The 11,800-nt window shown below is 62.2% G+C and carries 17 protein-coding genes; 9 read left to right on the top strand and 8 right to left on the bottom strand.

Going from position 1 to position 11,800, the window contains the following annotated elements; all coding sequences use genetic code 11:
- Positions 1–77: 77 nt before the first annotated feature.
- The gene (locus AC1RRC_RS16925) at positions 78–824 is read left to right on the top strand and encodes a Crp/Fnr family transcriptional regulator (RefSeq protein ID WP_493056683.1); all 747 of its coding nucleotides are present in this window, start codon (positions 78–80) and stop codon (positions 822–824) included.
- Positions 825–899: 75 nt separating this feature from the next.
- On the opposite strand, the gene AC1RRC_RS16920 is transcribed toward AC1RRC_RS16925, so the two are convergent.
- The 3 genes from AC1RRC_RS16920 to AC1RRC_RS16910 form a co-directional block, all read right to left on the bottom strand.
- A complete protein-coding gene (locus AC1RRC_RS16920) occupies positions 900–1,112 on the bottom strand; it encodes a YMGG-like glycine zipper-containing protein (RefSeq protein WP_493056682.1) in 213 nt (70 codons plus the stop codon).
- Positions 1,113–1,141: 29 nt separating this feature from the next.
- Positions 1,142–1,444 (bottom strand): BON domain-containing protein, encoded by a 303-nt coding sequence (locus tag AC1RRC_RS16915; RefSeq protein WP_493056681.1) that lies wholly within the window; start codon positions 1,442–1,444, stop codon positions 1,142–1,144.
- 83 nt (positions 1,445–1,527) lie between these two features.
- Positions 1,528–3,567: an AsmA family protein gene (locus tag AC1RRC_RS16910; RefSeq protein ID WP_493056680.1), complete on the bottom strand. Its 2,040-nt coding sequence runs from the start codon at positions 3,565–3,567 to the stop codon at positions 1,528–1,530.
- A 233-nt stretch (positions 3,568–3,800) separates the two neighbouring features.
- Here AC1RRC_RS16910 and AC1RRC_RS16905 point away from each other — a divergent pair, with 233 nt between their 5' ends.
- From AC1RRC_RS16905 to AC1RRC_RS16880, 6 genes are read left to right on the top strand one after another with little or no spacing between them, the layout of a single operon-like run.
- The gene (locus AC1RRC_RS16905; RefSeq protein ID WP_493056679.1) at positions 3,801–4,187 is read left to right on the top strand and encodes a DUF4398 domain-containing protein; all 387 of its coding nucleotides are present in this window, start codon (positions 3,801–3,803) and stop codon (positions 4,185–4,187) included.
- 10 nt (positions 4,188–4,197) lie between these two features.
- Positions 4,198–5,091, top strand: a complete 894-nt coding sequence (locus tag AC1RRC_RS16900) for an OmpA family protein (RefSeq protein WP_493056678.1) — start codon at positions 4,198–4,200, stop codon at positions 5,089–5,091.
- Positions 5,092–5,108: 17 nt separating this feature from the next.
- Positions 5,109–5,645 carry a ferritin-like domain-containing protein gene (locus tag AC1RRC_RS16895; RefSeq protein ID WP_493056929.1) on the top strand — a complete coding sequence of 179 codons (537 nt, stop codon included), beginning with the start codon at positions 5,109–5,111 and terminating at the stop codon, positions 5,643–5,645.
- A 56-nt stretch (positions 5,646–5,701) separates the two neighbouring features.
- Entirely contained in the window at positions 5,702–6,004 is a 303-nt protein-coding gene (locus AC1RRC_RS16890) for an ElaB/YgaM/YqjD family protein (protein ID WP_493056677.1), read from the top strand.
- Between the two features lie 19 nt (positions 6,005–6,023).
- Entirely contained in the window at positions 6,024–6,404 is a 381-nt protein-coding gene (locus AC1RRC_RS16885; protein WP_493056676.1) for a phage holin family protein, read from the top strand.
- An 8-nt stretch (positions 6,405–6,412) separates the two neighbouring features.
- Positions 6,413–6,796 (top strand): hypothetical protein, encoded by a 384-nt coding sequence (locus AC1RRC_RS16880; protein WP_493056674.1) that lies wholly within the window; start codon positions 6,413–6,415, stop codon positions 6,794–6,796.
- A 66-nt stretch (positions 6,797–6,862) separates the two neighbouring features.
- Here AC1RRC_RS16880 and AC1RRC_RS16875 read toward each other — a convergent pair whose 3' ends face one another.
- Genes AC1RRC_RS16875 through AC1RRC_RS16865 form a run of 3 tightly spaced genes read right to left on the bottom strand, consistent with a single transcriptional unit; the run spans position 6,863 to position 7,839 of the window.
- Entirely contained in the window at positions 6,863–7,213 is a 351-nt protein-coding gene (locus AC1RRC_RS16875; protein ID WP_493056673.1) for a hypothetical protein, read from the bottom strand.
- 9 nt (positions 7,214–7,222) lie between these two features.
- The gene (locus tag AC1RRC_RS16870; RefSeq protein ID WP_493056672.1) at positions 7,223–7,375 is read right to left on the bottom strand and encodes a DUF3309 family protein; all 153 of its coding nucleotides are present in this window, start codon (positions 7,373–7,375) and stop codon (positions 7,223–7,225) included.
- Between the two features lie 20 nt (positions 7,376–7,395).
- Positions 7,396–7,839 carry an outer membrane lipoprotein gene (locus tag AC1RRC_RS16865; RefSeq protein WP_493056671.1) on the bottom strand — a complete coding sequence of 148 codons (444 nt, stop codon included), beginning with the start codon at positions 7,837–7,839 and terminating at the stop codon, positions 7,396–7,398.
- Positions 7,840–8,072: 233 nt separating this feature from the next.
- Between AC1RRC_RS16865 and AC1RRC_RS16860 the strand changes: the two genes are divergently transcribed.
- Positions 8,073–8,387: a BON domain-containing protein gene (locus AC1RRC_RS16860; protein WP_493056670.1), complete on the top strand. Its 315-nt coding sequence runs from the start codon at positions 8,073–8,075 to the stop codon at positions 8,385–8,387.
- Positions 8,388–8,564: 177 nt separating this feature from the next.
- A complete protein-coding gene (locus AC1RRC_RS16855) occupies positions 8,565–9,611 on the top strand; it encodes an AI-2E family transporter (RefSeq protein ID WP_493056669.1) in 1,047 nt (348 codons plus the stop codon).
- Positions 9,612–9,624: 13 nt separating this feature from the next.
- Here the strand turns inward: AC1RRC_RS16855 and AC1RRC_RS16850 are convergent, their stop codons facing one another.
- Together AC1RRC_RS16850 and AC1RRC_RS16845 are read right to left on the bottom strand one after the other, a co-directional pair.
- Positions 9,625–10,524 (bottom strand): YihY/virulence factor BrkB family protein, encoded by a 900-nt coding sequence (locus tag AC1RRC_RS16850; RefSeq protein WP_493056668.1) that lies wholly within the window; start codon positions 10,522–10,524, stop codon positions 9,625–9,627.
- Between the two features lie 60 nt (positions 10,525–10,584).
- Complete coding sequence (locus AC1RRC_RS16845) at positions 10,585–11,628, bottom strand: OmpA family protein (protein ID WP_493056667.1); 1,044 nt, start codon at positions 11,626–11,628, stop codon at positions 10,585–10,587.
- Positions 11,629–11,800: the final 172 nt, after the last annotated feature.

Genomic DNA, 11,800 nt, shown 5'->3' with positions numbered 1-11,800 from the left:
TTGTCCCGCAGCGGGCCGCGCGGTTCCGTGCGTCACCGTACATACATGGGTAGGGGCTCCCTTTACCCTCTGGAGCCATGAACCTCACTCATGTCCATCCTCCCGCCAGTCCGTTGCCGCCCCATGTGGCAGGCAACCGCTTGCTGGGCAGCCTGCCGGAAGAAGATTGGCTGCACCTGGAAACCATGTGCGAAAGTGTGCACATGGAGATGGGCGACGTGCTGTATGAGCCGGGCCAGGCCATTGAATACATTTATTTCCCCACCGACAGCCTGATTTCCCTGCTGGCCGTGGCGGAGGGACGCATGACCCTGGAAGTCGGGGCGATCGGGCGCGAAGGCATGATCGGTTCTTCGGTGGCGCTGGGCCATCAACTGGCGCAAGTGCGCGCCGTGGTGCAGCGCGCCGGCGGCGCCACGCGGATCCACGCGGCCGACTTTTGCCAGGAATTCGCGCACATGGAATCGCTGCGGCAATTGTTGTACCGCTACACCGATACCTTGCTGGCGCAGGCGATCCAGATCGCCGTGTGCAGCCGCTTCCACGTGCTGGAAGCACGGCTGGCGCGCTCGCTGCTGATCACGCGCGACCGCTTGCAATCCGGAAAATTCCATCTGACCCATGAATTCCTGGCGCATGCGCTGGGCGTGCGCCGCGTCGGTGTCACCAAGGCGGCCAGCGCCTTGCAGCAGCAGGGCTTGATCACCTATAGCCGCGGCAACATTGAAATCCTGGATTCGGCGGGGCTGGAAGCCGTGTCGTGCCGCTGCTATGAAATGGTGAAGGATAGCGGCAGCATCGGCATGGGCAACGTGTTCCTGTAAGCGCCTTGCCAGGGTTTGCCCAGCCAATGAAAAAGCCCGCCGGAAACGGCGGGCTTTGCTTTGCAGCGTGCGTGATTAACGTGGTGGCTTGTTGACCTGGTTACCGATCACGCCGCCGACTGCCGCGCCGCCGACCGTACCGGCCGTGCTGCCGCCGGTCAGGACCGAGCCGGCCACGCCGCCCACGGCGGCGCCGATGGCGGTGTTTTTATCTTGCTGGGTCATGTTCGAGCAGGCGCCCAGCGACAGGAAGGCGGCGATGGCCGCGAGGGTTTTGATGGATTGCATGGTGTTCTCCTGGATAGGTTCAATCGAGGTTACTTCAATCGCATGTCATTCGTGACGCTCTTTACCCCGGTGATGCTGCGCGCGGCGGCCAGCGCCGTGTCAATTTCTTGCTGGCTCGATACGAAACCGCCCAGCTGCACTTTGCCCTGGTACGTTTCCACGTAAATTTCCGAGGGATTCAGTCCCGACTGGCTGGCAAGCGCCGACTTCACGTTGGCAGTGACGACGTTGTCGGCCACATAGACATCGGTTGGCTCGACCGTGGTGCGCGATGCGCACCCCGCCAGCGCCAGCGCTGCCGCCAGGATGGAAGTGGACAGTAAAGATTTCATTGCATGCTCCTGTTGTTATAACTGACAGGAACACTGTAGCGGCAGAGGTGAATGCGTTCTGTTCGCCAGCTAACGCGCGGGCATTATTTGGCTTTCTTGCCGGGCGGCGGCGCCTTGGGTTTCGTGCGTGCCTGCGCCAGCAACGCCGCGCAGGCACTGTCCTGGTCCGGTCCCGCGTTAATCAGCGGCAACAATGCCGCGGCCGGCGCCGCCACCACCGCCAGCGCCACCGCGCCGCCGGCTTTCAGTGCCAGCACTTTCTTGTCGATGCTGACGTCCGGGTCCTTGAACGTGCCGGTCAGGTAAATCGGCGAACGCAGGGTAATGATGCGCAAGCCCTTGCTGTCGGGCTTCATGGTGAAGTCGAGTTTTTCCGTCGCCAGGTCGACGCTGCCTGTCACGTGCACCGTCGCGTCGTCGGTATCGACGATGAACTGGCGCGCCTGCGCTTTGCCATCGGTGACCTTGAAGTCGGCCGCCATGCAATGCAGTTTGACTTGCTTGTCGCCGGTCAGCTTGGTCAACACCACGTTGCCCAGATTCAGGCCCATTTGTTCCAGCAACAGCTTGCTGATACTGCCCTGGTTGATCAGCGCCTTGACTTCGCCATTGGATTTGGCCAGCAGGGCGGCCACGGAATTGCCGGTGGCCGACAGCGACGCATCGCCATTGATTTCCCCCACGCTGGCTTTTAAATCCGGCAGCGTCGGGAACAGGTCGCGCAACTTCAGGTGGCGCGCGCTGGCCTTCAGCTCGGCGGCAATCGCATCCTTGACCCTGGTATTGCTGCCATCGAGTTTAACGGTGGAATGCAGGGTGCCGCCGGCCCAGTCGAACTTCAGCGGCGTCAGCGCCAGCACGCCATCCTTCAAATGGAATTCGGTGTACAGGTTGGCGATCGGAAGCTGTTTTTCGCGCACGATGCGGTCGGCCTTGAAGCTGACGTCGGCGTCGATGCTGGTCCAGCGCTCGGTCTTGAAGGTTTCCACCGGCAGTACTTTATTGGCCGGCTGCACGGCCGGCAAGCCGCGCGCCTGCTTGCTGGCATTGGAATCGGCGCCGACCAGCGGTCCCAGGTCGGCAAATTGCAGCAAGCTGGACGACATCGTGCCGCTCAGGTAGCCGCGCGGTTTTTTCTGCTGGTATTCAAGGTGGCCTTTGACATCGCTGGAACCGACTTTCCCCGCGAATTGATCGTACACGTAGTGCCCGCCATCCTTGCCCAGGGTGGCGGTCAGGTGGCCGGACGTGGAAAAGGGCGGGGTTTCCGGCAGCACGATGCCGGTCAGCGCATACAGCCGCGCCATGCTGGGCGCGGACAACCGCAGCTTCATGTCCAGCGCGGCCAGCGACGTGGGTTTGGTCAGCGAGCCTTCGATGGCAATGCGCGTGCCGCCCAGGTTGACATCGGCCATCAGCGGGTAGGGCGTGGTTTGCTGCTGCAAAGACAGCACGGCGCCGGCCTTGCCGTGGCCCGACACGGGCGCGCCTTTCCACGAGCCTTTCAAACGCCACGAGACGCCATAAGCGGGATCGGCGTTGATGGTGTCGATGTCGGCGGTGGCGTCGGCTTTCGCGACGTCATCAAGGTAATGCACGACGCCCTTGTTGAACACCACGCGCTGCAAATCCAGTTGCCACGGCGACGGTTTGTCTTTCTTGTCGAAGGTCCAGTTGTTGGCGCCGTCGGCAGTCTTGCGCAGCAATACCGTGGGCGCTTCAAAACGCAAGACGGGAATCGAGATGCGCTGCTCCAGCAAGGCGAACGGGTTCAGTGAAAACGAAAACTCGCTGACCTTGCCCATGTCCGGCGGCAAGTCGGCATGGGCCGCTTGCATGGCGGCGGGGTTGCCGATGTGAACGTCATGCGCCACCAAGTGTGGCCATGGCATCCAGTCGCGCCAGCTGCGGTCGCGCTCCGGCACGATCTGCTTTTCCCAGCTCAGCGACAGGTTGCCGCGGATGGCAAACGGGCGGCCGATCGCTTCACTGGTCTTGTCGTTGAGCCAGGGCCGGGCGCGGTTCCAGTCGTAGTAATGCAGCACGATCAGCGCGGCGACCGGTATGGCGATGAGGACGCCGCCCACGGCCAGGGCAATCTTGCTGCGACGTGGCAATGTCATGGTGAAGCCTTTCGTGGTGTTTCCGACACAGCATAAACCGTTCGTGTGCGTGGTCTCTGTGCGCATCCGCACCGACCTATGGCAGAGGCTTGCCACGGCGGCGGAGGCGGGATTTTGGCGGGCAATGCCGTGGCCGTCAACCGCCGTGGCCGGATTCTATGTGCGTCAGCGTACTGAATGGCTTGCTTATCGGGCTTATAACGTCCTTACCCATCAACCGAAGGAGAACAACAATGAGCTCACGTATGCATACCGTGCCTGCCCTGTGCGGCCTGGCCGCGGTGCTGCTGGCCGGCTGCGCCAGCCAGAAAGCGCCCGCCACGGCCGATGTGGCGGTGTCGCGCGCGGCCGTGGAAAGCGCGTCGTCCGCCGGTGGCGCCGATGCGGCGCCCGCGGAAATGCTGGCGGCCCGCGCCAAGGTGCAGGAAGCCAACCAGGCACTGGCCGCCAAGGATTATCCACGGGCGCGCGACCTGGCCATGCAAGCCCAGGCCGACGCCAAGCTGGCGCAAAGCAAGGCCGGTTCGGCCAAGGCCACCGCGGCGGCCGATGCGCTGCAGGAAAACATCCGCGTGCTGCGCGAAGAACTGGACCGCGCCAACAGCACCACAGTGAAATAAGGAGATGATGATGAACCGTTCCTTCCTCAAACCGGCCGCGCTGGCGCTGGCCATCGCCTTGTCTGCCTGCAGCTCGGCACCGACCACCACCACCATGCTGGACCAGGCGCGCGGCGATTACATGGCGGCGCAGGGTAATCCGGCCGTGGCGCAATATGCGGCAGTCGAACTGCGCCAGGCCACGGCCGCGCTGGACCGCGCCAATGAAGCGGCGGCGCGCAAGGAAAGCATTGCCGAAGTGGACAAGCTGGCCTATGTCGCCAAGCAGCGCGTGGCCACCGCACAGGAAGTCGCCAAGCAGAAGTCCGCTGAAGCGTCGGTAGCCGATGCGGCGCGCCAGCGCGACCAGGTCCGCCTGGAAGCCCGCACCATCGAAGCGGACAACGCCAAACGCAGCGCCGAGCAGGCCAAGGCGGACGCCGATGCCGCCCGCATGGCGGCGGAAAGCCAGGCCGCGGCGACCCGCGATGCGCAAGCCCAGGCCGATGCGCTGGCGGCGCAGCTGGCCGACCTCAAAGCCAAGCAGACCGAGCGGGGCATCGTGATGACGATGGGCGATGTGCTGTTCAATGTCGACCAGTCCCAGCTGACCGCGGGCGGCATGCAGATCCTGCAAAAGCTGGCCGATGTGATGCGTGAACACCCGGACCGCAATGTGATGGTGGAAGGCTTCACCGACAGCACCGGGACCGAAGATCATAACCTGGTGCTGTCGCAGCGCCGTGCCGAATCCGTGCGTGGCGCACTGATGAATATGGGCATTGAAGGCACCCGCATCAGTACCCGGGGCTACGGCGAAGCGTATCCGGTCGCCAGCAATGGCAATTCGGCCGACCGCCAGTTGAACCGCCGCGTTGAAATCGTGCTGTCCGATGCGGGCCGCGCCATCAATGCACGACGTTGATTTGAAAGGAGAGAATGATGGCAGCATCGACGATATCCACGCTGGCCGGCCTTGATACGAGTGCGATCAGGCAAGCCGCGCAAAACCTGGCCGATGGCCCGGTGACGGCCGGCTACAAAGGCAACCGCGAAGAAGTCATCCAGTTGCTGAACGGCGCGCTGGCGACCGAACTGGTCTGCATCATGCGCTACAAGCGGCACTATTACACGGTGACTGGCTTGCAGAATGCTGCCATCAAGGCGGAATTCCTCGAACATGCACAGCAGGAACAGGAACATGCGGATTGGCTGGCAGGGCGTATCATTCAACTGAATGGCGAACCAGATTTCAATCCAGCAACATTGCTCGAGCGTAGCCATGCCGAGTATGATGACTCCAGGGAGGTGCAATCCATGGTGCGCGCCAACCTGATCGCTGAGCGGGTCGCCATTGAATCGTACCGTCAGATGATCGAGCAGATCGGCGAATCCGATCCGACCACGCGCCAGTTGTTGATCAAGATCATGGCCGTGGAGGAAGAACACGCCGACGACATGCGTGATCTGCTTGAATAGCTGATTCGCCGGACTGCGTAGCACTGTTTTCGAAACCCCCAACTGAGGAGCCCATCATGCTGGAAAATAACATCAGTACCGTGAACAACGACGTCAAAACCCTGGTCAAGGATGCGCAAGCGCTGTTCACGGCCGCCACGGCGCTGACGGGCGAAAAAGCCGAGGAATTGCGTGGCCGCGGCATGCGCGCGTTGGACACGGCACTGGCCAAGGCGCACGAAGCACAGCAAAGTGCAGTTGCCGCCGGTAAACAAGTAGCGCAATCGACCGACGCCTATGTCAAGGAAAATCCTTGGCGTTCGATCGCCATGGCAGCTGGCGTCGGCCTGCTGGTGGGCGTGATCCTGGGCCGCCGCTGATCCGGTGGCGCCACCTGATATGGAACAACCGGCGCCGCCACCCCCGGGCCTGATCGGTTCGCTGGCGGCGGTGGCCCGCAACTCGGCGCGGCTGATGCTGTCGCGGCTCGAACTGGCATCCCTCGAGCTGTCCGAAGTGCGCAACCACCTGGTCGAACTGACCGTGGTGTTTGCGTTGGCGTTGCTGGCCGGCTGGTTCGCCATTGCCTTCACCACGGCCACCATCATCTTCCTGTGCTGGGAAGCCATGGGGTGGAAAATCCTGCTGCTGCTGGCGGTGGTGTTCGTCTTGATCACCATCGGATTCATCATGGGCGCACGGTCCATGCTGCGGCAGGGCAAACTGGCGCTGCCGGCCACCATGGCCGAGTTGAAAGCTGACCGCGAAATGCTGCTGTAAGGAGACATATGAGCAAACACCTGGACAGCGCGGCCCTGGCCGTGGCGAAAGAACGGCTGGTGCGCGAAGGTGAGTTGTACCGCGTCAGCGTGGCCCATGCCAAGGGCCGGCTGGCGTATGCATTACATCCGGATGCGCTGATGCACAGCGCGGTGGATCATGCGGTGGGGGCGTTGCACCACCGCTTTGGCAGCCTGTTCAGCGGGCAGCACGGCGGTGGCTTGGCCGGCGTCGCCGGCCTGGCCAGCGGGTTGAGCTTGCCGAAGATCTTACCGTTTGCGATCAAGGCGGGGTCATTCATTGTCCGCAGGCGGCTGGTAAAGCCAGTCTTGCTGGCGGGCGTGGCCGCCGCCATCGCCGGCATCTGGATCAGCCGGAAACACCGTCAGTAAAGCGCTTTCCCCCATAAAAAACGCCGCATCAAAAATGCGGCGTTTTTTTATGGGCGGTGGTGCGGCTTAGCGGCCCGTGGTTTCGTACACGCTGGTATCCATGTGATTGGCAGCGTAATGCAGTTCACGGATATTGCCCATGTCGGCCGCATAGATCTCGCGCGCTTCCTTCATGCAGTCGCCGCGCGTCTCGGACGCCATGTGCTTGCAGCCGGTTTTGGCTTCGGCATAGGCGGCATGGATTTCCTTGCGCAAGGTGCGCAATTGCGCCGCCGTGCTGCGGTCCGCCTTGTACCAGCGGGCGGGGTCGCCCCGTTTCAACTCTTGCCGTTGATTGGCCGCCACTTCCGGCGGCGTGGTTTGCGCCTGTGCGGCGCAGCAGGCGGCCAGCAAAACCGCTGCAACGAATTTGTTCATGTCATTCTCCTATAGCCGCCCGGTCAGCAGCATGACGAGTAACACCAGCACAATGATGCCGGCGATGCCGCTCGGGGCATAGCCCCAACCGCGGCTGTACGGCCAGGCCGGCAGTGCTCCCAATAAAATCAGTACCAGCAAGATCAGCAAGATGGTGCCCATGACGTCTCCTTGGTGGCGGCTTAATAACGGTAGACGCGGCCATCAACCACGCGCACGCGGTTGCCGGTGCGCAGGTCATACACGCTGTCCTGGTTGATGGTGCGGTAATCGCCGTTGTCCATGCGGACCGTGATCTGGTACGCGTCATGCGGCTGGTTGCGGTTGCGTTCCACGCTGTTACCCACCACGGCGCCACCGATCGCGCCGGCCGCCGTTGCCGCGGCGCGGCCGCTGCCGGAACCGACCTGGTTACCCACCAGCGCGCCCACCAGGCCGCCGGTCACGGCGCCCACGCCGCTGGTGGCGGGATCGATGCGCACCATCTGGATGGATTCGATGGTGCCGTAGGTGGCGGCATTGCCCATGGACGAGTAGTTGGTCGATTGGACCGGGGTGTTCGAACAGCCGGTGATCAAGGCGGAGGTTGCGATCATCAACGCCGCCAGAGTCTGCGTTGTCTTCATGTTGTTCTCCTGTTTCCTGGGTGAGGATGGAACAAGGTTAGTCAGCAAGCGGATGAGGGTCTGTGCGGTGACGCACGCTGTTGCCGGGGCGCGTACTGTGTACGTTAGCGTACAGATGAAGGGGCGCAACTGCCCGACACTGCGGATTAACGGCCCGCTGCTGGCCCCTCAGTTCCGGCACTGCCTGCGTGCCGGCAGATTGCTCAGACGAGCACCAACCAAGGAGTCTTATCATGAACTTTGCCAAAAAATTTGCTGCTGCCGTCTTCACCGCCACCACCGCACTGGCTGTCGTGGGTTGCGCTTCCACTCCGACCCAGGAAAGCGCCGGTGAATATGTCGATGATTCCATGCTGACCACCAAGGTCAAGGCGAGCATCTTCAATGAACCGACCTTGAAAGCCACGGAAATCAACGTGGAAACCTTCAAGGGCACCGTGCAACTGAGCGGCTTCGTGGCACAGCCCGCCGACATCACGCGCGCCGGCGAAATCGCCCGCGGCGTCAAAGGCGTGAAGGAAGTCAAGAACGATATCCGCGTGAAGTAAGCACCGCAACGCGGGACCGCCCGGTCCCGCCTTGTCACCATGATCCCCGCCGCACCCCCTCCTGAATCTGCGCCAGAGTCCGCTCCCGGATTCTCCGCGGAAACCGATAGCGACAGCAATCCCGCCTTACTGGAACGTCTTCCAATCCATGTCCATGCCCGTGGTCTCGCACTGGGTGTGATTGCCATCGTGGCCTTCCTGTATGCGCTGCAATGGTCGCGCGCTTTCCTGGTGCCACTGCTGCTGGGCATCCTGATTACCTATACGCTCAATCCCGTGGTGTGCTGGCTCGAGCGGCTGCACATTGCACGTCCGCTGGGCGCCACCCTGGTGACCGCCGCCATCCTGTGCGGATCGGCGTTTGGCGCGGCGCGGCTGCACGGTGAATTCCAGAACATCATGGAAGAATTGCCGACCGTCACCCACAAAGTATCGACCTTGTTGCGGGCCAAGCTGGGCACCGGCCCCAGCACGCTGGAGCGCATCCAGGCCGTGGCCAATGAAATCGAACAGGCCGCTTCCGGCAGCGCCGCGCGCAAGCCTGCCGCACGCAAAACCCCATCGGAAACCGGCGGCATCAAGGTCATCGACTGGGTGTGGGCGGGTTCCATGGGCCTGGCCGGCCTGGTGTCGCAGGCCACGATGGTGATCTTCCTGGTGTTTTTCCTGTTGCTGGCGGGCGATACCTTCAAGCGCAAGCTGGTCAAGCTGACCGGCCCTTCGCTGACCAAGAAGAAAGTCACGGTGCACATCCTGGAAGACATCAACAGCTCGATCCAGAGTTACATGTTCATGCTGCTGGTGACCAATGCCTTGCTGGCGCTGCTGACGTGGCTGGCCCTGCAAGCCATCGGGCTGGAAAACGCGGGAGCGTGGGCCATCGTGGCCGGCTTGCTGCATATCATGCCGTACTTCGGTCCGTTACTGATCACCAGCGCGACCGGGCTGGTGGCCTTCCTGCAATTTGAATCGCTGCAAATGGTGTTGCTGGTGGCGGGCGCATCGCTTGGCATTGCGACCCTGGTCGGTACCTTTGTGACGACCTGGATGACGGGCAAGATCGCGCGCATGAATCCCGCCGCCGTGTTTGTCAGCCTGCTGTTCTGGGGTTGGTTGTGGGGCATCTGGGGCTTGCTGCTGGGCGTGCCGGTGATCGTGATTGTCAAGGTGGTGGCGGAACGTATCGAGGGCATGGAAATCGTTGCCGAATTGCTGGGCGAGTAAGTCGTACGCGGCGTTAGCCGATCTTCAAGTCCCCCTGCGCATCGCGCGGATGGTGTTTCAGGCTGCCGAGCTGCAGCGCATACTGGCGGGCGAATTCCGCGCCCAGGAAAAAAATCTGCGCCGAGTAATAGACCCACAGCAGCAACGCAATCAGCGAGCCCGCCGCGCCGAAGCTGTCGGCCACGCCGCTGTTGCCGATATAGGCGCCAATGGCGAATTTGCCGAGCGTGAACAGGGCTGCCGTGCCAAGCGCGCCAATCACGACGTCATGCCATGACAGTTTTATGCGGGGCAGCATTTTGTAAATCACGCCAAACATGGCGGCAATCACGGTAAAACTGATGACCCAGTTAATGCCGGTGAGCAGCAGGGTGGTGCCGCCCCAGTGGCCTTGCCAGAATTTTTCCAGCACCGCCAGCACGGCGCTGACCACCAGCGACACCAGCAACAAGAAGCCCAGCACCAGCACCATGCCGAACGACAGCAGGCGGGTGCGCAAGGTGTCCCACAGCGAGCCTTGCTTCAATGGCGGCAATTGCCAGATTTCATCGAGGCTGGCTTTTAATTCCGCAAACACGGTGGTGGCGCCAAACAGGAGCAGCACCCCGGCAATCAGCGTGGCCAGCATGCCGTCTTCGTGGTCGCGCGCGCCAGCCAGGATCACTTGCAGCGCTTCCGCGCCACGCGCCCCCATCAAGCCCTCCAACTGGCCGAACAACTCGCCCTGGGCCGCCTGCTGGCCGTAAAACAGGCCGGCAATGGCGATCACCAGCACCAGGATGGGGGCAATGGAAAACGCGGTATAGAAGGCGAGGGCGGCGCCCTTGCTGCTGTCGCGGTGCTCGAACCATTCCGTGATGGTGCACAGGGCAACCGTGCGCAAGGTGCGGGCGTGGTGACGCAATGGTTTCATCGGCGGCTCCAGAAAAAGCAAAGGGGCCGTGTGGCCCCTTTGCGCGATTGCTGCGGAAGATTAATTCACGCGGCGTTCGATCGTTACTTGCTCGACTTCAACGCGGCGGTTCGGCTCCAGGCACTTGATCAAGTCTGCACGTTTTTGCTTCTTGCCGTCGCATGCCACGAGCGGGTTCGACTTGCCTTTACCCACGGCGTTCAGACGTTCCGCGGCCACGCCTTTGCCCACCAGGTATTGCTTGACCGAGTTGGCGCGCTGTTCCGACAGCTTCTGGTTGTACTTGTCGGAGCCCAGGCGGTCGGTGTAGCCGGTGATGGTCACGTTGCCCACCGATGGGTTGTTGGCCAGCAGGGCCGCCAGTTCGTCCAGCTTCGGCTGGTTCGGGTTCAGTTTGGCGCTGTCGAAGGCGAACAGTTCGGTTGCCGACATGCTGATTTTTTCAAACTTTGGCGCTGGTGGCGGTGGTGGCGGCGGAGCCACTGGCGCCGGTGCCGGTTCCGGCGCCGGTGCGGCTTTAGGCACGGGCGCCGGTGGCACTGGCTTCGCGCCCAACGCGTAGTTCAGGCCCACGGTCAGGTACAGGTTGTTGGCCTTGTCGCCGGCTGCCGGGAACGCGGAACCGCGCAGGAAACCGTGCACATTGCGCAGGTCGGCTTGCAGTGCCAGGCGGTCCGACAGGTCAGCCTGGAAGCCCAGGCCGGCGCTGACGTATGGCGAGCTCTTCTGGGTCTTGCCATTGATGCGCAGGTTGGTCTTGTCGCGCTCGGCGCCTGCGCCGATCAGCACGAATGGACGGAACGATTTGCGCGAGAACAGGTACAGGCCGTCGAGGCCCAGGGTTTCTTGCTGGTAGCGCTGGCCGGCTTCTTTCGAACGGGCATAGGTGTAACCCATTTGCACGTCCCAGTTGTCGGTAACCGGCTTACCGAATTTCAGGCCGGCGCCGTAGCCGGTTTTGTCGACGCCGAAGTCCGAATCCGGTTTCAGGGCGCTGATCGAAGGCTGGATATACCAGGAAGGGTTGATGGCTGCGTCTTGCGCCATAGCGGCGGTCGAGGTCAGCAAAGCCGTGGCGATTGCGATTTTCTTAATTTTTTTCACAAGTTACTCCCGATGTTAGTAGGGTGATGCTGCAGCATCACAAATGTTTCCAGCCCTTGGCTGTTGGACCGAACTTTATGGACATTCGTGCAATACCACTGTGCGCCAGCGCACATGCGAGAAGACAACGTGGTGGAATTGCTACAGTTCAGCCCCAGGGGATGCCGCCACG

It is taken from the genome of Pseudoduganella sp. GW821-FHT12E03 (assembly GCF_058807115.1).
The sequence above is the reverse complement of the archived record's forward strand: the minus strand, read 5'-3'. Positions and strand labels throughout refer to the sequence as shown.

Bases quoted from the DNA above. Each gene is read 5' to 3' on its own strand.
- AC1RRC_RS16925 (WP_493056683.1), top strand. From the start codon at position 78: ATGAACCTCACTCATGTCCATCCTCCCGCCAGTCCGTTGCCGCCCCAT.
- AC1RRC_RS16920 (WP_493056682.1), bottom strand. From the start codon at position 1,112: ATGCAATCCATCAAAACCCTCGCGGCCATCGCCGCCTTCCTGTCGCTG.
- AC1RRC_RS16915 (WP_493056681.1), bottom strand. From the start codon at position 1,444: ATGAAATCTTTACTGTCCACTTCCATCCTGGCGGCAGCGCTGGCGCTG.
- AC1RRC_RS16910 (WP_493056680.1), bottom strand. From the start codon at position 3,567: ATGACATTGCCACGTCGCAGCAAGATTGCCCTGGCCGTGGGCGGCGTC.
- AC1RRC_RS16905 (WP_493056679.1), top strand. From the start codon at position 3,801: ATGAGCTCACGTATGCATACCGTGCCTGCCCTGTGCGGCCTGGCCGCG.
- AC1RRC_RS16900 (WP_493056678.1), top strand. From the start codon at position 4,198: ATGAACCGTTCCTTCCTCAAACCGGCCGCGCTGGCGCTGGCCATCGCC.
- AC1RRC_RS16895 (WP_493056929.1), top strand. From the start codon at position 5,109: ATGGCAGCATCGACGATATCCACGCTGGCCGGCCTTGATACGAGTGCG.
- AC1RRC_RS16890 (WP_493056677.1), top strand. From the start codon at position 5,702: ATGCTGGAAAATAACATCAGTACCGTGAACAACGACGTCAAAACCCTG.
- AC1RRC_RS16885 (WP_493056676.1), top strand. From the start codon at position 6,024: ATGGAACAACCGGCGCCGCCACCCCCGGGCCTGATCGGTTCGCTGGCG.
- AC1RRC_RS16880 (WP_493056674.1), top strand. From the start codon at position 6,413: ATGAGCAAACACCTGGACAGCGCGGCCCTGGCCGTGGCGAAAGAACGG.
- AC1RRC_RS16875 (WP_493056673.1), bottom strand. From the start codon at position 7,213: ATGAACAAATTCGTTGCAGCGGTTTTGCTGGCCGCCTGCTGCGCCGCA.
- AC1RRC_RS16870 (WP_493056672.1), bottom strand. From the start codon at position 7,375: ATGGGCACCATCTTGCTGATCTTGCTGGTACTGATTTTATTGGGAGCA.
- AC1RRC_RS16865 (WP_493056671.1), bottom strand. From the start codon at position 7,839: ATGAAGACAACGCAGACTCTGGCGGCGTTGATGATCGCAACCTCCGCC.
- AC1RRC_RS16860 (WP_493056670.1), top strand. From the start codon at position 8,073: ATGAACTTTGCCAAAAAATTTGCTGCTGCCGTCTTCACCGCCACCACC.
- AC1RRC_RS16850 (WP_493056668.1), bottom strand. From the start codon at position 10,524: ATGAAACCATTGCGTCACCACGCCCGCACCTTGCGCACGGTTGCCCTG.